The following is a 20,360-nucleotide window of genomic DNA, read 5'->3' on the forward strand; positions in this document are numbered from 1 at the left end:
GGCACCGCGCGAACCTGTACCTGAACCTATATAAATACCACCCCAAAAGGGTGATTGAGTGTTCACAAGGAGTAGAACAATGGAAATCAATCTCGGTTTTTTGCTGGCGCTGCTGCTGATTGTCGTGCCGTTTTGGAAAATCTGCGAAAAGGCGGGTTACTCCGGCTGGTTATCGCTATTGGTGATGTTGCCGCTGATCAATATCGGCTTTCTGTTTTTTCTGGCCTTTGCCGACTGGCCCCGCGATAAGGAATCCGGTCAGCCCTGAGTTAACCGAGCTGTAATACCCCCCGGTCAGCGGCCTGAGTATGCTGCGGCGATAAATCACAATAAGGATTCCGCCATGACTCAGGCACTGGCTCCCGCGCTGGAACCCATCACCGAAGACGACGCCTTCATCGCCAAGGCCCTCGAAGACGCCTCTATTCCCACCTTGATGCTGTCGATGATTCACATGAGTGGCGACAGCTCACTGCTTGATGGCAGCATCCGCCCGGTGGGCCTCTACCTCAACGAGGTGCAGGGTTTTATGTCCGAAGAGGACAAAGCTGAGGTGAGAAAACAGGCCCTGGAGGTAATTCGCCGCTATCGGGATTCCGGCGGCAAGCCGGTGCGTATCGACGACCACGAAACTATTCGCCGGATGATGAGCTTTCTCGTCGCGGAAGAAGTACCGGCCGACTATGTGCCCATGATGCTCGAAGAAATGGAACTGGACGGCGATGCCCGCGAGCTGGAATGGGACAGTATTCCCGCAGACCAGCGTGCAGATTTTCATGTCACGGTGATCGGCGGTGGTATGTCAGGCGTGTTGGCGGCGATTCGTTTGAAGGAGGCGGGGATTTCCTTCACGGTCGTCGAGAAAAACGCGGGCGTTGGCGGCACCTGGTATGAAAATCGCTACCCCGGCTGCCGGGTGGATGTAGGTAATCACTTCTACTGTTATTCCTTCGCACCCAATCACGACTGGACCGAGTACTTCGCCCAGCAGCCGGAACTGCAAAAGTATTTTGAGGATTGTCTGGATCGCTTTGGCATTCGCGAGCATTTCGAATTCAATACTGAAGTCGTTAAAGCGCAGTTCGACGAAGCGGCGAATCAATGGCAGGTGACCACGCGTTGTGATGGCTTGGAGAAAACCAAAGCCACCAATGCCTTGATCAGTGCCGTCGGCCAACTGAACCGACCAAAGCTGCCAGACATTCCCGGTCGCGATAGTTTTAAGGGCACGGCCATGCATTCCGCCCAATGGCGCGATGATGTGGATTATCGTGGCAAAAAAGTCGCGGTGATTGGCACCGGTGCCAGCGCCTTTCAGCTAGTGCCTACGATTGCTGATGACGTGGCGGAAATGAAGGTATACCAGCGCTCTGCGCCGTGGATGTTTCCAAACGTGGATTATCACCGCAAAGTTGAGAGCGGTGCCCAGTGGTGTATGAAGAAGCTGCCGTTCTATTCGCGCTGGTATCGGTTTCTAATCTTCTGGCCAGCCTGTGATGGCTTGCTGCCGAGCCTGAAAATTGATCCTAACTGGCCACATCAGGATCGCTCCATCAATGAAGTCAACGAGATGACGCGCGAGGTTTTTACCGACTGGATGAAACAGCAGGTCGGTGATGACGAAGCTTTGCTGCAAAAAGTCATTCCGGACTATGTGCCTCTCGCAAAACGTACCTTGCAAGACAACGGCAGTTGGCTGACGGCGCTGAAAAAGCCTCAGGTAACGTTACACACTGACGGCATTCGGGAAGTTGCGGAGCGCGGCGTTGTCGATAACAACGGCGAGCTGTTTGAGGCGGATATCATTGTTTATGCTACAGGGTTCCACGCCAACAAGTTTCTCTGGCCAATGGACATCATCGGTCGCGACGGCATCAAATTGCGCGAGCAATGGGGAGAAGAGCCGGAAGCCTACCTCGGCATCACCGTGCCGAATTTTCCAAATCTGTTTTGCTTATACGGGCCCGGTACCAACCTCGCCTTTGGCGGTAGTTTGATATTCAACTCTGAATGTGAAGTGCGGTATACGCTGTCTGCCATCAAAATGTTGCTGGGCAGCGGTCAAAAAGTAATAGATTTGAAACCAGATGTGCATGCGGATTATCAGAGCCGCTTGCAGAATGAATTATCCGATATGGTGTGGTCCCACCCCACCGTAAAAAATAGCTGGTATCAAAACGACGCGGGCAAGGTCACTGTGCTTTCGCCCTGGCGTCTTCGGGATTTTTGGGAGTGGACGCGGGAAGTGAATGCTGACGATTATCAGCTCACTTAGCGCCATAGGTGCAAGCACTTATTTTTTTAGGTATATCGCCTCGATATAGTTGCGTTCGTAGCTTATCTGTCTCTTCGCGAAAAGTTGCGCGCTTTGCCTGATAGGAAAAGGTGAGGGTATTGCGTTTTCTTTATGGAATTCATTTCGCAGGAGCCGGATTACTAGTCTTGAATCTTGATTTGCGACTGGTGTTGTACATGGACGCAGTTGCAGCCCTAGGGTAAACCCCTTACCCACACGGATTGCTGAAAGGAATCAGTGTCAGAAGTGGTTGGTGAGTAACTGCTATTACAGGGACTCCCGATTATGACTTCGACGCTTCGCCGCCATTCAATATTGCCTGCGATTAACGAATCGCAGCGCCTGAATGCCCTTGCACAAACCGGTCTGCTTGATTCTCCGCCTGATCCCCGTTTCGATGCGCTTACTCGATTGGCCGCGGACCTTTTCAAAGTTCCCATTGCGTTAATCAGCCTGATTGATGACGAGCGCCAGTGGTTTAAGTCCAGGGTTGGACTTGGTATCTGCGAGACAGAGCGAGAGATTGCCTTTTGTAGTAAGGCGATAGAATCGAACGGGGTATTGGTTGTACCTGACACTCATAGCGATCCCCATTTTTCTGCTAACCCACTGGTTGTTGGACCGCCCTACATTCGCTTCTATGCGGGCGCGGTGATCTATACAAAAGATCGTTTGCCACTGGGAACAATTTGCGTCATGAGTCCGGAGCCACGGCAGTGCACATTGGACGAACAGAACATCCTGATTCGGTGCGCCGAAATGCTTGAAAGCCTGATCGAGGCGGACTGTGATACTACTGATTGCAGGGGTTCGATCTCGCGAATGGCTTATAAGCTGTCTGACCAATCAGCACTGACTGGCTATATTCGAAACGCAATGAAGATGCCTGATTTATCGCTCGGTATTTTTATGTATCGCGTTCTTGGCGGTGTATCAGGTGGGCAAAAGCTTGCGCGCTCCAGCCGGCTGCGTAGCGACTGTCACAAGCATGTTGCCCAAGCTTTCAAAGATGCCTGTCTAGCACATGGTCGGCTAAATGAAGATGTCTATGGTCTGCTGTTTGACAGTCGCAAGGTCCCCGCAGGTTGCGCTACTGTACTCGAGGATATAGCAGACTACGAAGCCTTTCCTACGTTTCGACTTTATGGAACCTTGATCTATAGTATTCCGTCAGCAACGTCCTTCAGTTCGCTGATTAGTCAGCTCAGTTATGTTTGGCATAACACCGACAATCTGAACCACGGAGTGTTTCAAAGCGAAACCATCGACGTCGCAAGTTTGATAAAGAGCTCCTTTATACTCAAAAACCTCGAGGCGGCAATAGACAACAATGCGATTGGCCTTGCTTTTAGCCCTGTAGTCGATGTGCGCAGGACTACTGATAAAACAATGCTTGTATCGCCACTATGGAAAGATGAAGAGGGTGATTTGGTTGACCGCGACTTGGTTTATTCGATTGCTCAATACGCCGGGCTTTCCAGAAAATATAGCGTCTACATGCTAGATCGGATTTTCGAGTTTATATTGGATGCGTCTGTCGAAGGCAGTGAACATGCAGAGCGATATATTGTTAGCTTGCAGGGTCATGAGCTTTCGCGAGGCGATTGGCTCAAGGAAATGGTGAATCGTTTTCGACGCTACCCATTACCCGTGGGTAGTTTGCGAATCGCCGTTAACAGCGCCATTCCCCCGGCCAGCCGAAATTTGGCAAAATCACAGATGGAAGAGTTGCACAGCCGATTCGGCGTAGAGTTCATTTACGATGGATACGGTGAAGACGTCGGGGCGTTGCAGCTGCTGTTTGATTTGCCATTTAAGGGAGTGTGTCTTGGCAGCGAGCTGGTGGAAAGAATTGACTCTATGCCGGGCGATGCAAGTGCTTTTTCTCAGTCGGTCGTCGGAATTTGCCGACATGCGGATTGCTTTATCATGGCAAAAAATATTACTACAGAGCGGCAGTTTATTACCTTGTCAGCGATGGGCTGTGATTATTATGAAGGCCCGTTGATCGGTGATCCGGCTGAGCTACCATTCACTCCATAGGGGCTGATTGGTAGAAGTGCTCTGCCTATGTATTGATTCAGCCAGCGGCACGCCAGTAGCCGGGGTGTCGTGTATCGGAAATAAACACCCCGCCATTGGGCATTCGCTTGGCCTCCTTCTTGGCCATGCTGGCTAGCGTGCTGATGTCGTCAGCACGCAAACCGGCGGTCAGTTCAGGTTTTACTAAACCAATCGACAAACTCATCAGCGGAAAGAAGCTGCGTTGCCCTTGTCTGTCCTGTGACCAGATTCCCTTTTTGCCCAGCGCGACCGGATCGTAAAGCTGTCGTATCTGATTGCTAAAGGTGTCGCAGATCGTCGCGCACAAATCAGGCGTATTTTCGCTGCGCATCAACAAAATAAAATCATCGCCGCCGATATGACCAACAAAGTCTATATCGCTATCAATGGCTTCGCTCAGCAGATTGGCGAGCAGCAATATGGCCTTGTCGCCCAAGGCATAGCCGTAGACATCGTTAAATGCCTTGAAGTCATTGAGATCGCAATAGGCCACCCAGAATTCGTTTTGTTCATTGATCAGTGACTGAGCGCGTTCGTTAATCGGCACGTTGCCCGGCAGCTGGGTTAATGGATTCGCGTGGCGGGCACTACTGATTTGCTGGTCGGTAATGGCACGTAGCAGCGCAGAGGTTTTGGCAATGCCGCGGTAGCGACCCTGCTGGGCGATGATCAGATCTTGAATCAGGTCCTGTTGTACGTCCTCGGTCAAAAGGTAGCTCACATCTTCCAGCGGCGTATCGAATTCCACCACAATCGGCTGGTCGTTCATAAACTGCGCCACGGGTTTGCGGCCGTGTAGCTCTGGCCCGAAGCGCTCGGAGAAAATTTCCAGTACCTGCTGACGACTGATAATGCCGGTGGGTGTATGGTGGAGAAGTACGGGCAGACTGCTGATACTGCTGTGAGTCTTGAATAGTCTGACCACATCTTCCAGCCGCGTATGGACATCGATTGATGGGAAGTCTTGGGCCAGTGCACCGATAACTTTCCGATTGGCCAGCGCGCGGTCGCGCATGGCGGGGCGATCAGCCACACGATTTACGTTGTCACTGATTCGAGGATGGGCATTGGGTCGACCGAACAGATAACCCTGTGTGTATCGCACGCCCAATTCACGCAGTACCTGCGCTTCCTCAAAGGTTTCTACTCCTTCGGCAATGACGCGGGATTTTATTTCCTGCGCCATCGTCATAATGGAGCGTACAAACTCGCGCTTGATCGGATCTTCATCGATGCCGCTGATAAAGTGACGATCAATTTTTACAAAGTCGGGGTGCAGCTGTGACCAGGTTTTCAAACCGGCGTAGCCTGCGCCAAGATCGTCTACGGCGATGCCGAAACCTTCCTGTTTGAATGCCGCCAGAGATTTCGTCAGCGCTGAGTAGTCTTCTGTCTGGTATTGCTCGGACAGCTCCAGCACCACATTGGTGGCGCTGAGGCCGGTGCGAGCGAGTATATTGCGCGCGATGGTAACGGCATTCGCAGATACCAGACTCATCGGACTGATATTGACGAATAATTTGGCTTTCAGGTTGAGCTTGCGAAAGGCCATTGCAGCACCTTCCAACGCCGACAACTCCAGTTCGCGAATCAGTCCGACGCTTTCCGCGGTGGGAAAAAGAACCGCCGGGCTGTGCAAGGGGCTGCCCTGGGGGCCGCGGGTAAGGGCCTCCACAGCGAGAAAATCCCGGCTACGCATATCAACAATAGGTTGAAAGACACTGCTGAGCCGTCGATTGCGCAGGATGTCGAGAATGTCTTTCTGGCTGTCGTGGTCTAACATAATAGTTCAGGCGCTCTAGAAAACTGCGGATATGCCCCCCAGTTGTTCATTAAACGCCCAGTTTGTGACAGCCCCGTGACAAAACGGGAAAATTCCCGGTCAGCCGATTCCAAAGCTCGCAAGCAATTGTTTTTCCTCGGCTATCAGCCCGGAAAATAATTCGCCTTCGAGTAAGCCTGAGAGGTATCTGGCAGTATTTGGCCAGGTTTTCGGGTCGACCGAGTGGCCGGAATGGAGCATTGCGGTGCTGATGGCACCCACTGCAATATCTGCCATGGAAAAGCCTGAGGCCAGCAGGGTGTGCCCCTGAATCCGTGGCTCAAGGTAGTCAAAGATCGCAGGCAGCTCGACATTCAGGGCCTTGTCGATATCCGATTGAATGGGCTCGCGATTGAATACGGCTTTTGCGAGAACGACTTCAGCAAAGAGATGCGCGGCCATCGCCGTCGTCATCACTGAGCCGGCGTACTCTTCAAACCACAGTGCCTGTGCTGCGTCAAAGTTGTCTTGGGGTAGGAGCGGTTTTTCCGGGAACTCCCGTTCCAGCCAAGCGCAGATCACGGAGGAATCGCTCAGGTAGCGGTCGTCGATTTTCAGCAGAGGGATTTTGCCCAGTGGGCTATTGGCCTTGAACTCTTCGGGTTGATCAGGGCTGCTGGGAATGACAAAGACTTCTTCGTAGGGAATGTTCTTGTAGGCAAGGGTCGCCCGGACTTTGCGGACGTAAGGCGAAAGGGGGATGCCGAATAGGGTAATTTTCATCGTAGAGCTCCGTTATTGTGATAATGGAACGCTAGCTCTCTTTTCCCGAACAGTCGAGTGCAGTCATGCACAAGGCCTGCGCAGGGTACAATGAAGGCCGACGTTCGGAAGCAATAAGGCCATGTTAGATATTCTTTTCCGCGATGATCACCTGATTGCCGTCAACAAGCCCAGCGGTCTGCTGGTACACCGCAGTGCCATTGATCGTCACGAAACCCGCTTTGCGCTGCAACTGGTGCGAGATCAGATCGGACAGCGTGTGTACCCCGTGCATCGACTCGACAAGCCGACATCAGGCGTATTGCTGTTTGCGCTGAATTCTGAGGTTGCCCGCCGGCTGGGCGAGCAGTTTTCGGCGCAACAGATTCACAAGCGCTACCTCGCCATCGTGCGCGGCTACGCTCCAGAGCAGGGTTTGATCGATCACGCGCTGAGCGAAGAGCTGGATAAAATGACGGACCGCCGGGCGCAGCAGAATAAGCCCGCCCAGCCCGCCGTTACCGAATACCGTCGGCTTGCCATCGTTGAACTTCCGGTTTGTGTTGAGCGCTACCCGCAAACCCGCTACTCACTGGTGGATGCCTTTCCCAAGACCGGCCGCAAGCACCAGATTCGCCGTCATATGAAACACATCGCCCACCCGATTATTGGTGACGCGAAGCATGGTAAGGGCGTGCACAATCGCTTTTTCAAAACGGAGTTTGATTGTCATCGCTTGCTGTTGGCCTGTGTGGAAATGCGGTTTAAGCACCCGGTGACACAGGAAGACATCCGGCTGCAAGCGCACCCGGGCCATGACTTTGTGGGCATCTGTGAGCGCTTCGGCTGGGAGGTGTGAAACCGTGTACAGCGCATGCAGAGCCTTTGCGCATTTTCGTGTATGGCATTGCGCGGGCTGCGATGGTAAAAACCCAGCTGCTTAAAGGAGTTTTACCGTGCAAAAAGCCCTCGCCGATTTATTGGCCTGCAACCAGCTTGAAGAAATTGATATTAATCTTTATACCGGCCGCGCCGCCCATAACAGCGGTGGTCGAATATACGGTGGTCAGGTGCTGGCCCAGGCCTTAAGTGCCGCCGGAAGAACGGTTCCGCAGGAATTCACCCTGCATTCCATGCACGCCTATTTTTTGCGCATGGGCGATCCCGATCGGCAAGTGGTATACGAAGTGGAAGCTATTCGCGACGGTCGCAGTTTTATGACCCGCCGTGTTGTCGCTCAGCAATACGGTAGAGCGATTTTCAGTGCCATGCTGTCCTATCAAGTTGAAGAAGATGGCTTTGAGCATGCCCGCACCATGCCCGATGTACCCCCGCCAGAAGCACTGATCAGCGACGATCAGCGGCTCAAAAAATATTTTCCGAACCGAACGGGACTGTGGCCCATTGAATTCAGAAAGGTCAATCCACCGGATCTGGACAACCTGCAGCCGAGCGAGGCGGTGTCCTACAACTGGTTTCGCGCCACAGACAATGTCGGTGAAGATCTGGCCACGCACCAGCAGTTGCTGGCCTACGCCTCAGACAACCCGATTCTGATTACCGCCCTCAACCCTCATGGGGTGTCCTTTCTGAATCCGGATATGGCGACCATATCTCTCGATCACGCGCTTTGGTTTTACAAGCCATTCCGGGTGGACGACTGGCTGTTGTACGAAACCCACAGTGACGTCGCTGCCAACGGTCGTGCCTGGTGTCGGGGTCGCATCTACAATCGCAAAGGCGAGTTAGTCGCAGCCGCCACCCAGGAAGGTCTGCTCAGGCTGAAAAATCGGTAGTCTCGGTTTTTACGTACAGAGTGTTTTGACTTTGGAGCTTCCGGTGCGACTACTCATTCTTCCCGTATTGGCGGTGCTAGCCGCTTGCGCCTCCCACACCGGCGTAGCGACTGACGCCGAGTCGGTGTCGCTGCCAAAAACCGAGTACCAGATTCACCGCGGTCTGACCTACACGCCCGATAACTGGCCGCAGGCTCTGAAAGCGGATATTTACCAACCCAGTGGCACAGAGCCCTTTCCGGCGGTGCTGGTGGTGCATGGCGGTGGTTGGGAGCGTCGTTCGCCCGACGATATGGAAAGCATCAGCAAGCGGCTAGCCTCACACGGCTTTGTGGCGGTGAACATCGCCTACCGCTTTGCGCCTCACTATCAATTCCCCGCGCAGCTACACGATCTGCAGCAGGCAATGCATTGGATAAAGCGCAACGCTGACCGCTATGGCATTGATCCTGAACAGGTATCAGCGCTCGGCTATTCGGCGGGCGCCCACCTTGTGAGCCTGTTAGGCGTGGTCGCCGGTACGGGTAGTGAGCTCGATCAGCCCTACGGCGGTCGGGAGACAAAGCCGGTTGCGGTAGTGGCAGGTGGTACGCCGTCGGATCTGCGCAAGTTTACCGGCGGTACCTTGGTACTCCAATTTCTGGGCGGGACGATTGATCAGGTACCTGAAACCTTTGCGGCTGCCTCGCCCGTCGTACATGTTCACAAAGACGCGCCGCCCTTTTTCCTCTACCACGGCAGCAGTGATCTGTTAGTCAGTGACGATCACGCGACAGATTTCCGTGCCGAGTTGGATGAGGCGGGCGTTTATACCGAGCTGTATCTGCTGAAGTGGCGCGGTCACCTGACAGCCTTTGCCACCAGTGGTTCGGCGATTGAAGAAGCCATGCGATTTTTGCGGCGAAACAAAGACTAGCCTATCAGCAAGGTCGTCATCGCTTCGCGCATGGCATCGGGGATTCTGGTTGCTTGTTGAGTGTCGCGTTGCACGAATACATGTACAAAATGTCCGTGCGCGCTGGCAGTTTCCTCCCCAACTTTAAAAATCGCCAGGTTGTAGCGCACCGAGCTGTTGCCGAGCTTTTCAATTGCCAATCCCACTTCAATCTCGTCGGGGTAAGCAACCGGCGACAGATACTCACACCCCGACGACACCACAAAACCAATCATCTCGCCGTTGTGGATGTCGAGCCCGCACTCCTCAATCAGAAACCGATTGGCCGCACTGTCAAACCAGGAATAGTAGGTCACGTTATTGACGTGACCGTAAATATCGTTGTCCATCCAGCGAGTTGTAATGGGGTAAAAGCGTTTGTAGGTGTCGCGCTGTTTTCTATCCATTGCTCTTCTCAGAAAGCCGCTCGATAAATCGCCAGCGCATCCGCCTCGCTGACCTCTCTGGGATTATTCACCAACAAGCGTTGTTGCAGCATGGCGTCGCTCGCCAACAGGGCCAGATCGCTTTCCGGTACGCCGGCCTGCTTCAGAGTTTGTGGCAGAGGGGCCTGAGCGACGAGCTGTCGCATAGCCTGAATAAACTGATCGCAGGCGGCGGTGGGTGAGAGTACGGTGTCGCCCGGTCGCACACAGGGCAACAGTTCTGCATAGAGATTCGCCGCGGCACTGGCGTTAAATTCCAGCACGCTGGGTAGCACCAGAGAATTACTCAGGCCGTGGGGAATGTGGTAGTGACCGCCGAGCGGGTAGGCGAGGGCGTGCACCGCCGCGACCGGGGCGTTGGCAAAGGCCTGGCCGGCGAGGCAGGCGCCGAGCAACATATTGGCTCGCGCTTCTAGGTTGTTGCCCTGTTCGATGGCCGTGTGCAGATTGGCGGCCATTAGCGTTAGCGCCTGACGCGCCAGCATATCGGAGTAGGGGTTCTTTTTGATTTTTGAGGTGTAGGCCTCGATGGCGTGCACCATTGCATCGATGCCAGTCGCGGCGGTGACGGCCGGTGGTAAGCCTGTGGTCAGGGCTGGGTCGAGCAGGGCGATATCGGGCAACAGCTGGGGAGACACCACGCCCATCTTGGTAGTTTCACCGGTAGTGACAATCGCAATCGGTGTCACCTCTGAGCCGGTGCCGGCGGTGGTGGGTATTTGTATCAGCGGCAGGCGGTCGCCTCGCACATTGCCGATGCCGTACATCTCGTTCAGCGGTTGCGATGAGCGCGCCAGTACGGCAATCAGTTTGGCCACATCCATGGAGCTGCCGCCGCCGAGCCCGATAATGCCGTCCACGCCCTGCTGCCGTGCGTAGTCTGCCGCGGCGAGTACAACCTGCTCTGGCGGGTCGGCTTCCACGTCGCTGTAACGGCTGACCGACAGGCCGCTGCGTTCGAGCAGTTTGCCGAGGGTATCCACAATGCCGGTAGACAATAGTCCGGGGTCGGTGACTAACAAGAGGTGGGTAAGCTCAAGCTCCCGACAGAAGGCGGGCAGCTGTTCGCTGGCACCCGGCGCAAACACCATGCGGCGACAGGTTTCAAACTGAAAATCCATGGTGCGTCTCCTCTGCGACATTCCGTGTCCGTTAGGTCTGTGGCCCGCGCTCTATTTTGAAATTGCCTGCAAAAATTTGTGGTAAGCGTTGGCTACCGCGGTCGGTGCCTCTACTTGAGGGTAGTGGCCGATATCGGGCAATTCCAGCATTGGATCGTTGGGGCGCACCAGTTCGCGATAACGTGCCACCATATGCGCGCCCGACACAGGGTCGGCGCTGCCATTGATCAGCATAATCGGTACGCAGCTGTCGCGCAGGGCCAACAGCCAACGATCCCGTTGCTGACGACGATCTGCCATGTAGTGAATCAGCTTGTGCATGATCTGGTTGCCGTGCTGGCGACAGATCAATTGCCAGAAGCTGTCCAGTTCCGCTTGCGACGGGCGACTGGCGCTGCCGAACACGGCACTGAAGCTGCGCTCAAACTGATTCTTGCCAAACAGCCGGGCAATATAGGCGCCGAGTGGCCCCTCTAGTAGTTTTTGCACCAGTCGTGCGCGATGGGTTTCAGGAAACAGGCCGCCGTTGAGCAGGCAGGCAGACAACCAGTGGCCCTTGCCTTTACCCACGTTCTGTCGGTAGAGCAGTTCCTGCGCTACGGTGTCGCCGTAGTCATGGGCGAGCACATGAAAGCGGGTTAGCCCCAGTTCGGTAACCAATGCCTCCAGGATGTCCGCCTGCTCGTGAATGCTGTAGTTGTGGTTGCGCGGCTTGTCGCTGAAACCGAAACCGAGCATGTCCGGTGCAATCAGGCGGTAGTGTTTCTCCAGCTGCCCCCAGATTTTCTGCCAGTCCCAGCCGGAGGTGGGGTAGCCATGTATCAGCAATACCGCCGGTTTGTCTTCGGCGCCGCTATCCCGGTAAAAAATGTTGTGTCCCAGCAGGGAAAGGTAAGCGCCGCCATCAAGCCACGCATCGATGCTGTCGGGTGAAATTCCGTTGCTTTGCATTGTCATTGTTTATCTAACACGTCAGGTCGCCAACTATGGCAAAATTGCAGCCCATTGCACAGGACTGCCGCGAAAGGAGCGGTAAATAATGCCAATTAATATTCAGTATAGTCATGAGATCAATGCCAGCCCCGAGCAGGTGTGGGCGGTGCTTGCCGATCTCGATGCCTACCCGCAGTGGAATACCTTTGTTGAACAGTGCCAATCGACCTTGAAGGTCGGTGACCCGATTTTTATGCGGGTCCGGGTGCTGCCTTTTATGGCTCAGCCACAAAAAGAATTTATTTTTGAACATGAGCCCGGGAAGCTGTTGAGCTACGGCATCAAGCCGGCCCCGCTAGGCGCGATGAAAAGCTATCGCTCGCACACTATTGCGCCATTGGCTGATGGGCGCACACGCTATGAGTCGAAGTTTGAATTGAGCGGCTGGTTTTCGCCGGTGGTGGGTTTGTTGCTGGCGCGCTTTCTGCGCGATGGTTTTCGGCGTATGAGTCAGGGCATCAAGGACGAGGCGGAACGCCGCGCGGCGGCTGCGGCGTAAATCTCAGGCACAAAAAAGCCCGGTCATAGCCGGGCTTCTCGAGAAACGCAGATCAATTACTTGATCTTGGCTTCCTTGTAGGGCACGTGCTTGCGAACAACCGGATCGTACTTCATGAACTCGAACTTGTCGGGCGAGTTACGCTTGTTCTTGTACGTGGTATAGAAGTGGCCAGTGCCAGCAGAAGACACCAGACGAATTTTCTCGGTTACACCTTTCTTAGCCATGATGTTATACCTTCTCGCCGCGGGCACGGATGTCGGTCAGAACCGCATCGATACCTTTCTTGTCGATAATACGCATACCCTTGCTGGAAACACGCAGGGTTACGAAACGCTTCTCACCTTCCACCCAGAAGCGATGTCTGTGCAGGTTCGGCAAAAAACGACGCTTGGTGCGGTTTTTGGCGTGGGATACATTGTTTCCGGTTACGGGACGCTTACCAGTAACCTGACACACTCTGGACATGATACTCTCGCTCGTCTTGCAGTCCCTTTTCACAAAGGGCTGTTCTTTACAAAGGTCTGATTCAACTCGATTTTTCGGCTATCGCCGGGGCGAATTGCCTGAATTCTGGTCCGATTTTCCGACCGGAGAAATGCAGCGGTCGAAACGGAGCGCGACTTTATACCAGAAGGCGGGCGCTGCCGCAAGAAATTGTCGGTTTTTCCTTCAGCCTGAGCCTTGCGCTATACCTCGCCCCGTTCCGCCAGTGACACCACCTCGGCGCCGGCCACAATGCAGTGATCCAGCAAGCGAATATCCACCACCTCCAGCGCCTGTTTGAGCCGGGCGGTGATGGCGATATCGGCGCGGCTGGGCTCGGCGACGCCAGAGGGGTGGTTGTGGGCTACGATCACGGCGGCGGCATTGAGCTCCAGCGCGCGTTTCACCACCTCCCGCGGATACACCGTCGCGCCATTGATGGTGCCGTAGAAAAGGGGTTCGTAAATCAGCAGGTGGTGTTGATTGTCGAGATAGAGGGCAGAAAACACTTCACGACCTTCATTTCTGAGCTGGGCTTGCAGGAAATGGCGGGTGGCCTCGGCGCAGGTCAGCACCGTGTCGCGTTGCAGGGCCTCCCGAAAGTGGCGTCGGGCCATTTCCAGCACCGCCTGTAATTGCGCGAACTTGGCATCGCCCAGCCCAGGTGATTGGCAGAAGTGCTGGCGATTGGCCGACAGCAGGGCGCTGAGGCTGCCAAATTGCTGGAGGAGTTCGCGGGCGAGGTCGACAGCGGATTTGCCCGGCAGGCCGGTGCGCAGAAAGATGGCCAACAACTCCGCATCCGACAGGCTTTGCGCCCCGTGAGTAAGTAGTCGCTCGCGCGGGCGCTCCGCGGCAGGCCAGTCCGTTATTGCCATATCACCCTCCCTGGTGAGCCGCCGGTAGTGAGTAAGCGTTTAAAAACTGCAATAATGGCGGCTGTTTAGCCATTATCAATTCAACAGGGCGCGCGCCGCAATATGTCACGTCTCAACAACCGCCACATTGTGCTCGGGATTACCGGGGGCATTGCCGCCTATAAAGCTGCCGAACTGGTGCGCCGTTTAAAAGAACGCGGCGCAGAGGTGCACGTGGTTATGACCGACGCGGCGCGCGAGTTTATTACGCCGCTGACCCTGCAAGCCCTGTCCGGTAATCCGGTGCACAGTTCCCTGCTCGACCCCGAGGCTGAAGCGGCCATGGGGCATATCGAACTGGCGCGCTGGGCCGATCTCTTGCTGGTGGCGCCGGCCTCGGCCGACTTTATCGCCAAGCTGGCCCACGGCCAGGCAGATGATCTGCTCTCCACCCTGTGGCTGGCCTGTCAGGCGAAAAAGGCTGTGGCCCCGGCCATGAATCAAGCCATGTGGGCGGACCCAGCCACCGCTGAAAATATGAATACCCTGCGCGAGCGTGGCGTGCACATCTATGGCCCCGGTGCCGGTGAGCAGGCCTGTGGCGATGTGGGGCTCGGTCGTATGCTGGAGCCGGGTGAGCTGGCCGATTTGAGTGAGGCGCAGTTTGAAAGCCGCCTGCTCGATGGCATGCGGGTGTTGATTACCGCCGGACCTACCCGCGAGGCCATTGATCCGGTGCGTTATATTAGCAATCACAGTTCCGGCAAGATGGGCTTTTCCCTGGCGCGCGCCGCTGCGGATGCGGGCGCCAGTGTCACTTTGGTGGCCGGCCCGGTTAATTTGCCGACACCTGCGGGCGTTGAGCGGATCGATGTGGTCAGCGCGCAGGACATGTACGATGCTGTGCTGGCGCGAACCGCCGAAAGCGATCTATTTATTGGTTGCGCGGCGGTGGCTGATTACCGTCCGGCCACGGTGGTCGAACAAAAAATAAAGAAACAGAACGATGAAATGACTCTGACGCTGGTGCGTAACCCGGACATCATCAGCGCCGTTTCTGCCAGCGAGTCGCGACCGTTTACGGTAGGTTTTGCCGCCGAAACCCAGGACGTGCTCGGCTATGCTAAAGGTAAACTGGAGCGCAAAAAGCTGGACGCAATTATTGCCAACGATGTCTCCGTAGCGGGGATCGGCTTTAACAGCGATCAGAATGAGGTAATCTTGCTGACAGCGCGCGGCGAACAGGCTCTGCCGCGCATGGGCAAGCAGCAGTTGGCCGACGCCCTGATCGAACAGCTGGCGCAACTGCTAAATTCAACGGACCCGGCGTAATGCACGAGTGGTATCAACACGTGGCGCAGCATAAGCGACAGCCCGAAAAGGGCGTAGCATGAGCAATCGTTTCAGAATCAGTGATCTTGACGCAGGAGGCACCGTCGGGCGACGCGAAACCCAGCCCGAAGGCTGGCGCGCCCTGCTGGCAGTGCGCCGCGGCGACGTACCCGGATTCCTGCGTTCGCTGTCGTTCCTGCTACCTGCGGTCACCTTGATCGTTTTGCTTCTGCTGAGCTTGTTGAACACGCGCTATCACCATGAGCAGGTTATGGGCTCGCTGGAAAGCCATGTTGAAACCAGCGCCCGCCAGGCCGATGCCTACCTAAATGATCTCAGTAAGCTGGTTGAAGGGGCGGCTGAACGGCTTGCCGATGGCGGTGCGGAAGCGCCTTCTACCTACTTGCCCAACGCTGAGCAGATTCGGGTGATTCCTTTTACCAGCTTGGGTATTGCGGATCGCAACAATAAGGCGTTGGAAGCCCTGCGCCACCTTGAGCGTGACTTGTTGCGTCGGGCGGTTGAACAGCAGCAGTTGATTCTCGATGCTTTTGGCGGTGATAACGGCTGGCAGTTGCACTTTGCCCAAGCGATCGATCCCGGCCGCGTATTGCTCGCGACCTTCTCGGTATCGGCGCTCCAGGCCGGGCTGAGCCGCAGTGCCAATCCAGAGGTGATCAAAACCGAGCTGTTGTATCGCCAGCACGGCGGCTGGAAGTCGCTTGCCAGCCGGGGCCAGGCCAGCGCAAGTGGCGCTCAGGCGGAAATGCTGTTGCGCGATGCCTGGTTGGTGCGTGTGACTATGGACGAGTCTCGCTACCAAACCCTCACCCGCCGCAACCTGCCGCTCTACACGGTGGCAGTGATTGCTCTGCTGGCGACGTTTAGTCAGTTCATTATCGGCTTGCTGCAGCTGCAGCTGCAGCGTCGATCAGCGCAGCGTGAAGCCGAAGCGCGGGCGCGAGCGGCCGCTCAGGCCGATGCCCATCAGGACAAGCTGATTCGTGCGGCCTTCGATCACCGGGAACAAGAAGACGAGCCTGTGTTGGAGCTCAATAGCGGCTCTTTTGACGAGGTGCTGGACAGCCTCGATCTGTCGGATGATTTGGATGACTCGGATGCCTTTATCGGCGGCGTGACGACTGCGGTGGAGGTTGAAGACACCATTTTCCGCGCCTATGACATTCGCGGCATTGCCGATCTCGAACTAACCTCCGACGTCTGCCGTGAAATTGGCAAGGCGCTAGGCAGCGAACTGATCGAACAAAAGCAGCGGGTCACTCTGGTGGCGCGCGACGGCCGCAACAGCAGCCCGCGTATTCGCGATGCGCTGGTCGAGGGGCTGCGCTGGAGTGGCGTGGCGGTGGTGGATCTCGGCGCCGTGCCTACGCCGGTCATGCAGTTTGCGACCCGTGAGCTGGGAATTGGCAATGGCTTGATGGTCACGGGCAGCCACAATGGCCGCGAATACAACGGTATTAAAATGGTGATTCGCGGGTCCAGCCTGACTGAAGAAGCTATTTTCGGCCTGCGCGAGCGCATTCGCGCCCAGAGCTATATTGAAGCGGCTGTGCCGGGTGAATACAGTAACCGTTCGATCGTCGATGAATACATTGACCGTATCAAGAGCGACGTGGTGGTGGCCCGGCGTCTGAAAGTGGTGGTGGATGCCGCCAACGGCGTGACCGGCCCGGTCGCGCCCCGTGTTTTTCAGGCGCTCGGCTGCATGGTGGAGCCCCTGTTCTGTGAGCTGGACGGCGACTTTCCCAATCACGAGCCGGACCCGACTCGCCCCGGCAACCTCAGTGCTTTGCAGGCCGCAGTGAAAGCCAAGCGCGCCGATCTGGGTATTGCCCTCGACGGCGACGGCGACCGGGTGGTGTTTGTGACCGGTGAGGGGGATACCGTCTACCCGGATCAGGCATTGATGTTGCTGGCTCAGGATGTGATTGCCCGCAATCCGGGAGCGCCGGTGGTGTATGACGTTAAGTGCTCCAGCCACTTGCCAAGGATGATCAACGAGGCTGGCGGGCTACCCATCATGTGCCGCTCTGGCCATTCCTATGTCAAAAACCAGATTCAGGAATCGGGCGCCTTACTCGGCGGTGAGTTTACCGGGCATATCTTTTTCCGTGAGCGCTGGTACGGTTTTGACGATGGCATGTATGTGGCAGCCCGAATGCTTGAATTCCTCAGCCTCAGCGCCATGCGTTTGCACGAGCACGTCGAGCGATTGCCCCAGAGCGTGGTCACTCCCGAACTGAGTGTGCCCAGTGACGAAGTGCAGAAGTTTGTAATTATCGAGCAGCTGAAGTCGACCAACTTTTTTGAGGGTGCGGAGGTAAGCACGCTCGACGGGCTGCGAGTGGAGTACCCCCACGGTTGGGGACTGGTGCGAGCGTCGAATACCGGACCGGCCCTGAGCCTGCGTTTCGAAGCCGACAACGCCGGACAGCTCGCCAATATTCAGGCGCGCTTCCGCGATGCGCTGCGGGCGGTTGACCCGACACTGGCGCTCGATTTCTAGGCCGCCCAAACCACACACGATTTTTTAAACCTGATATTGAATGGAATTCCGCTATGGCTCCCAGCGTTGTAAACGCCTCTGATATCGCCCGCGTTCTTACCGAGGCACTGCCCTACATCCAGAAATTCACCGGCAAGACCATCGTCGTCAAATTTGGTGGCAATGCGATGGACGGGGAGGAACTGAAAGAACAGTTTGCCCGCGATATCGTGTTGATGAAGCTGGTTGGCATGAATCCGATTGTGGTTCACGGCGGCGGCCCGCAGATTGGCGAGCTCCTGAAAAAGCTCAATATCGAATCCAGTTTTGTGGACGGTATGCGGGTGACCGACAGCGCCACAATGGATGTGGTAGAGATGGTGCTCGGCGCCAGCGTCAACAAGGAAATTGTGTCGCTGCTCAACCGCAACGGCGGCAAGGCCATCGGCCTGACCGGTAAGGACGGCCAGCTGATTCGCGCGAAAAAGCTGAAAGCGACGAGAAAGACGCCGGAAATGACCGTACCCGAGATTATCGATATTGGTCATGTGGGCGAAGTGGAGTCCATCGACGCCGGTGTCATCGATATGTTGTTGGACAGTGACTTTATTCCTGTTATCGCGCCGATTGGTGTCGACAAAAACGGCGAAAGCTACAACATCAACGCCGATCTGGTAGCCGGCAAAATGGCTGAAAAACTGCAGGCCGAAAAGCTGATGCTGCTGACCAACGTGTCGGGCCTGATGGACAAGGAAGGCAAGGTGCTTACCGGGCTCAGCACCCAGCAAGTCGATGATTTGATTGCCGATGGCACCATTTACGGCGGTATGTTGCCGAAAATCGGCTGTGCCCTCGACGCGGTGAAGGCGGGTGTGGTGAGCGCACATATCATCGACGGCAGGGTGCCACATGCGGTATTGTTGGAAATATTCACAGATCGGGGTGTCGGCACCTTGATCACCAACCAAGAATAAGACTGAAAAGACATGACCAAGCGTTCCTCACGCAAGCAGGAAATTCTCGAAGCACTGGCGCGTATGCTGGAGGCCAACCCGGGTGACCGGATTACCACGGCCAAACTGGCTGAGGCAGTTGGTGTGTCGGAAGCGGCCCTGTACCGGCACTTTCCCAGCAAGGCGAAAATGTTTGAAGGCCTGATCGAATTTGTTGAAGAATCGATTTTCTCGCGAGTGCAGGTCATCACCACAGAAGACAGCCAGGCCCTGTCACGCTGCTACAAGGTGTTGAGCCTGCTGCTGGTGTTTACCGAGCGCAATCCCGGTATCACCCGCATTCTCAATGGCGATGCGCTGGCCGGTGAAACCGCCCGCCTACGCGCCCGGGTGCAGCAGTTTTACGACCGGCTGGAAACCCAGCTCAAGCAGATCCTGCGCGACGCCGAAGTGCGCGAAGGGCTGCGACCGGTCATTACTGTCAGCGCCGCCGCCAACCTGTTGCTGGCCAGCGCCGAAGGTCGCATCTGCCAATATGTGCGCAGTGAATTCAAGCGCCGCCCAACCGAGTATTGGGAAGAGCAGTGGCAGTTGCTAGCCCAGCAACTCTTCAAATCTGTTCCCGCCTCGGCCGGCGCCGAATCGTTCGCCTGATCACAGCCCACCGGATGCCCCGTCATCCGCGGGCTGCTATACTGCGCCGCTGTTTTCCAGCCTGAGTGAGGGTGCAATGAGCTTTACTATCGCCTTTATCGGCGGCGGCAATATGGCCTCCAGTATTATTGGTGGTCTGGTTGCCAGCGGCATTGACGCCGGCCGCGTGTGGGCCAGCGATCCCTTCCCCGAAAGCCTTGAGCGCCTGCGCGCAGTCGCGCCGGTCAATACCACCAGTGATAACGCCGAGGCCGTTGCCAACGCCGACGTGGTGGTCATGGCGGTCAAACCCCAGATTATGAAAAGCGTGGCGGAATCTCTGGCGAGCGCCGTACAAGCCAAAAAACCGCTGGTGATTTCCATCGCCGCCGGCATCGAGGCCGAAACCCTGAGCAACTGGCTGGGCGGCAATTTGGCGCTGGTGCGTTGCATGCCCAACACCCCGGCGCTGGTGCGTACCGGTGCCTCCGGTCTCTACGCCAATGCACAGGTCAGCGACGAGCAGTGCGCTCAGGCCCAGACCATTCTGGAAGCCGTTGGCAGCGTAAGCTGGTTTGATAACGAAGCGGCACTGGATGCGGTTACGGCAGTCTCTGGCAGCGGCCCGGCCTATTTCTTCCTGGTGATGGAAGCCATGCAGGCCGCCGGCGAACAGCTGGGCCTGAGCGCGGAAGATGCCAAGGCCCTGACGCTGCAAACGGCGCTCGGTGCGGCAACCATGGCGATCAACAGCGACGTGGAGCCGGATGAGCTGCGCCGCCGGGTAACTTCGCCCAAAGGCACCACCGAAAAAGCCATTGCTGCACTGGAAGCGGGCGGGCTACGTGACATTTTTGCCAAGGCCATGATCGCCTGCCGCGATCGATCCATTGAACTGTCCCGCGAACTGGGTGACTGAG

General features: G+C 56.1%; 20 protein-coding genes. 12 read left to right on the forward strand and 8 right to left on the reverse strand.

Annotated elements, in window-relative coordinates; genetic code table 11:
• The first annotated feature begins 79 nt into the window (after positions 1-79).
• The 3 genes from FHR99_RS14960 to FHR99_RS14970 all read left to right on the forward strand — a co-directional run bounded on the left by FHR99_RS14960 (position 80) and on the right by FHR99_RS14970 (position 4,339).
• Positions 80-268 (forward strand): hypothetical protein, encoded by a 189-nt coding sequence (locus FHR99_RS14960; RefSeq protein ID WP_183411512.1) that lies wholly within the window; start codon positions 80-82, stop codon positions 266-268.
• A 75-nt stretch (positions 269-343) separates the two neighbouring features.
• Positions 344-2,275 (forward strand): flavin-containing monooxygenase, encoded by a 1,932-nt coding sequence (locus FHR99_RS14965; RefSeq protein WP_183411513.1) that lies wholly within the window; start codon positions 344-346, stop codon positions 2,273-2,275.
• Positions 2,276-2,581: 306 nt separating this feature from the next.
• Positions 2,582-4,339 carry an EAL domain-containing protein gene (locus FHR99_RS14970; protein WP_183411514.1) on the forward strand — a complete coding sequence of 586 codons (1,758 nt, stop codon included), beginning with the start codon at positions 2,582-2,584 and terminating at the stop codon, positions 4,337-4,339.
• Between the two features lie 37 nt (positions 4,340-4,376).
• Here the strand turns inward: FHR99_RS14970 and FHR99_RS14975 are convergent, their stop codons facing one another.
• Both FHR99_RS14975 and FHR99_RS14980 read right to left on the reverse strand, forming a co-directional pair.
• Positions 4,377-6,143, reverse strand: a complete 1,767-nt coding sequence (locus tag FHR99_RS14975) for a bifunctional diguanylate cyclase/phosphodiesterase (RefSeq protein WP_183411515.1) — start codon at positions 6,141-6,143, stop codon at positions 4,377-4,379.
• 99 nt (positions 6,144-6,242) lie between these two features.
• Positions 6,243-6,905 carry a glutathione S-transferase family protein gene (locus FHR99_RS14980; RefSeq protein WP_183411516.1) on the reverse strand — a complete coding sequence of 221 codons (663 nt, stop codon included), beginning with the start codon at positions 6,903-6,905 and terminating at the stop codon, positions 6,243-6,245.
• 121 nt (positions 6,906-7,026) lie between these two features.
• Here FHR99_RS14980 and truC point away from each other — a divergent pair, with 121 nt between their 5' ends.
• From truC to FHR99_RS14995, 3 genes are all read left to right on the forward strand, one after another.
• Positions 7,027-7,743, forward strand: a complete 717-nt coding sequence (gene truC / locus FHR99_RS14985) for a tRNA pseudouridine(65) synthase TruC (protein WP_183411517.1) — start codon at positions 7,027-7,029, stop codon at positions 7,741-7,743.
• Positions 7,744-7,840: 97 nt separating this feature from the next.
• Positions 7,841-8,680 carry an acyl-CoA thioesterase domain-containing protein gene (locus FHR99_RS14990; protein WP_183411518.1) on the forward strand — a complete coding sequence of 280 codons (840 nt, stop codon included), beginning with the start codon at positions 7,841-7,843 and terminating at the stop codon, positions 8,678-8,680.
• Between the two features lie 43 nt (positions 8,681-8,723).
• Positions 8,724-9,596, forward strand: coding sequence for an alpha/beta hydrolase fold domain-containing protein (locus FHR99_RS14995; protein WP_183411519.1), 873 nt, complete (start codon positions 8,724-8,726; stop codon positions 9,594-9,596).
• Here FHR99_RS14995 and FHR99_RS15000 read toward each other — a convergent pair.
• From FHR99_RS15000 to FHR99_RS15010, 3 genes are read right to left on the reverse strand one after another with little or no spacing between them, the layout of a single operon-like run.
• Positions 9,593-10,021, reverse strand: a complete 429-nt coding sequence (locus FHR99_RS15000; protein WP_183411520.1) for an acyl-CoA thioesterase — start codon at positions 10,019-10,021, stop codon at positions 9,593-9,595. The two genes, FHR99_RS14995 and FHR99_RS15000, sit on opposite strands and share 4 nt — an antisense overlap.
• An 8-nt stretch (positions 10,022-10,029) precedes the next feature.
• A complete protein-coding gene (locus FHR99_RS15005; protein ID WP_183411521.1) occupies positions 10,030-11,181 on the reverse strand; it encodes an iron-containing alcohol dehydrogenase in 1,152 nt (383 codons plus the stop codon).
• Positions 11,182-11,232: 51 nt separating this feature from the next.
• Positions 11,233-12,132: an alpha/beta fold hydrolase gene (locus FHR99_RS15010; RefSeq protein WP_183411522.1), complete on the reverse strand. Its 900-nt coding sequence runs from the start codon at positions 12,130-12,132 to the stop codon at positions 11,233-11,235.
• A gap of 88 nt (positions 12,133-12,220) precedes the next feature.
• Here FHR99_RS15010 and FHR99_RS15015 point away from each other — a divergent pair, with 88 nt between their 5' ends.
• Positions 12,221-12,673 (forward strand): SRPBCC domain-containing protein, encoded by a 453-nt coding sequence (locus tag FHR99_RS15015; protein WP_183411523.1) that lies wholly within the window; start codon positions 12,221-12,223, stop codon positions 12,671-12,673.
• Positions 12,674-12,729: 56 nt separating this feature from the next.
• On the opposite strand, the gene rpmG is transcribed toward FHR99_RS15015, so the two are convergent.
• From rpmG to radC, 3 genes are all read right to left on the reverse strand, one after another.
• The gene (gene rpmG, locus FHR99_RS15020; RefSeq protein WP_183411524.1) at positions 12,730-12,900 is read right to left on the reverse strand and encodes a 50S ribosomal protein L33; all 171 of its coding nucleotides are present in this window, start codon (positions 12,898-12,900) and stop codon (positions 12,730-12,732) included.
• Positions 12,901-12,904: 4 nt separating this feature from the next.
• Entirely contained in the window at positions 12,905-13,141 is a 237-nt protein-coding gene (rpmB, locus tag FHR99_RS15025) for a 50S ribosomal protein L28 (protein WP_183411525.1), read from the reverse strand.
• 221 nt (positions 13,142-13,362) lie between these two features.
• Positions 13,363-14,037: a RadC family protein gene (gene radC, locus FHR99_RS15030; RefSeq protein WP_183411526.1), complete on the reverse strand. Its 675-nt coding sequence runs from the start codon at positions 14,035-14,037 to the stop codon at positions 13,363-13,365.
• Positions 14,038-14,139: 102 nt separating this feature from the next.
• Here radC and coaBC point away from each other — a divergent pair, with 102 nt between their 5' ends.
• The 5 genes from coaBC (at position 14,140) to proC (ending at position 20,359) form a co-directional block, all read left to right on the forward strand.
• Positions 14,140-15,348 carry a bifunctional phosphopantothenoylcysteine decarboxylase/phosphopantothenate--cysteine ligase CoaBC gene (gene coaBC, locus FHR99_RS15035; protein WP_183411527.1) on the forward strand — a complete coding sequence of 403 codons (1,209 nt, stop codon included), beginning with the start codon at positions 14,140-14,142 and terminating at the stop codon, positions 15,346-15,348.
• Between the two features lie 58 nt (positions 15,349-15,406).
• Positions 15,407-17,875 carry a phosphomannomutase/phosphoglucomutase gene (locus tag FHR99_RS15040; RefSeq protein WP_183411528.1) on the forward strand — a complete coding sequence of 823 codons (2,469 nt, stop codon included), beginning with the start codon at positions 15,407-15,409 and terminating at the stop codon, positions 17,873-17,875.
• Between the two features lie 53 nt (positions 17,876-17,928).
• Positions 17,929-18,828, forward strand: coding sequence for an acetylglutamate kinase (gene argB / locus FHR99_RS15045; RefSeq protein ID WP_183411529.1), 900 nt, complete (start codon positions 17,929-17,931; stop codon positions 18,826-18,828).
• A gap of 12 nt (positions 18,829-18,840) precedes the next feature.
• Positions 18,841-19,461, forward strand: a complete 621-nt coding sequence (slmA, locus tag FHR99_RS15050; RefSeq protein ID WP_183411530.1) for a nucleoid occlusion factor SlmA — start codon at positions 18,841-18,843, stop codon at positions 19,459-19,461.
• A gap of 76 nt (positions 19,462-19,537) precedes the next feature.
• Complete coding sequence (gene proC / locus FHR99_RS15055) at positions 19,538-20,359, forward strand: pyrroline-5-carboxylate reductase (RefSeq protein WP_183411531.1); 822 nt, start codon at positions 19,538-19,540, stop codon at positions 20,357-20,359.
• The last annotated feature ends 1 nt before the right edge of the window (position 20,360 follow it).

The organism is Litorivivens lipolytica, from assembly GCF_014191715.1.
Lineage (GTDB): Bacteria > Pseudomonadota > Gammaproteobacteria > Pseudomonadales > Spongiibacteraceae > Litorivivens > Litorivivens lipolytica.

What these genes read in the sequence shown, in the direction of transcription:
- FHR99_RS14960 (WP_183411512.1), top strand. Translation starts at nt 80, where the DNA reads ATGGAAATCAATCTCGGTTTTTTGCTGGCGCTGCTGCTGATTGTCGTG.
- FHR99_RS14965 (WP_183411513.1), top strand. Translation starts at nt 344, where the DNA reads ATGACTCAGGCACTGGCTCCCGCGCTGGAACCCATCACCGAAGACGAC.
- FHR99_RS14970 (WP_183411514.1), top strand. Translation starts at nt 2,582, where the DNA reads ATGACTTCGACGCTTCGCCGCCATTCAATATTGCCTGCGATTAACGAA.
- FHR99_RS14975 (WP_183411515.1), bottom strand. Translation starts at nt 6,143, where the DNA reads ATGTTAGACCACGACAGCCAGAAAGACATTCTCGACATCCTGCGCAAT.
- FHR99_RS14980 (WP_183411516.1), bottom strand. Translation starts at nt 6,905, where the DNA reads ATGAAAATTACCCTATTCGGCATCCCCCTTTCGCCTTACGTCCGCAAA.
- truC (WP_183411517.1), top strand. Translation starts at nt 7,027, where the DNA reads ATGTTAGATATTCTTTTCCGCGATGATCACCTGATTGCCGTCAACAAG.
- FHR99_RS15000 (WP_183411520.1), bottom strand. Translation starts at nt 10,021, where the DNA reads ATGGATAGAAAACAGCGCGACACCTACAAACGCTTTTACCCCATTACA.
- FHR99_RS15005 (WP_183411521.1), bottom strand. Translation starts at nt 11,181, where the DNA reads ATGGATTTTCAGTTTGAAACCTGTCGCCGCATGGTGTTTGCGCCGGGT.
- FHR99_RS15010 (WP_183411522.1), bottom strand. Translation starts at nt 12,132, where the DNA reads ATGCAAAGCAACGGAATTTCACCCGACAGCATCGATGCGTGGCTTGAT.
- FHR99_RS15015 (WP_183411523.1), top strand. Translation starts at nt 12,221, where the DNA reads ATGCCAATTAATATTCAGTATAGTCATGAGATCAATGCCAGCCCCGAG.
- rpmG (WP_183411524.1), bottom strand. Translation starts at nt 12,900, where the DNA reads ATGGCTAAGAAAGGTGTAACCGAGAAAATTCGTCTGGTGTCTTCTGCT.
- rpmB (WP_183411525.1), bottom strand. Translation starts at nt 13,141, where the DNA reads ATGTCCAGAGTGTGTCAGGTTACTGGTAAGCGTCCCGTAACCGGAAAC.
- radC (WP_183411526.1), bottom strand. Translation starts at nt 14,037, where the DNA reads ATGGCAATAACGGACTGGCCTGCCGCGGAGCGCCCGCGCGAGCGACTA.
- coaBC (WP_183411527.1), top strand. Translation starts at nt 14,140, where the DNA reads ATGTCACGTCTCAACAACCGCCACATTGTGCTCGGGATTACCGGGGGC.
- FHR99_RS15040 (WP_183411528.1), top strand. Translation starts at nt 15,407, where the DNA reads ATGAGCAATCGTTTCAGAATCAGTGATCTTGACGCAGGAGGCACCGTC.
- argB (WP_183411529.1), top strand. Translation starts at nt 17,929, where the DNA reads ATGGCTCCCAGCGTTGTAAACGCCTCTGATATCGCCCGCGTTCTTACC.
- slmA (WP_183411530.1), top strand. Translation starts at nt 18,841, where the DNA reads ATGACCAAGCGTTCCTCACGCAAGCAGGAAATTCTCGAAGCACTGGCG.
- proC (WP_183411531.1), top strand. Translation starts at nt 19,538, where the DNA reads ATGAGCTTTACTATCGCCTTTATCGGCGGCGGCAATATGGCCTCCAGT.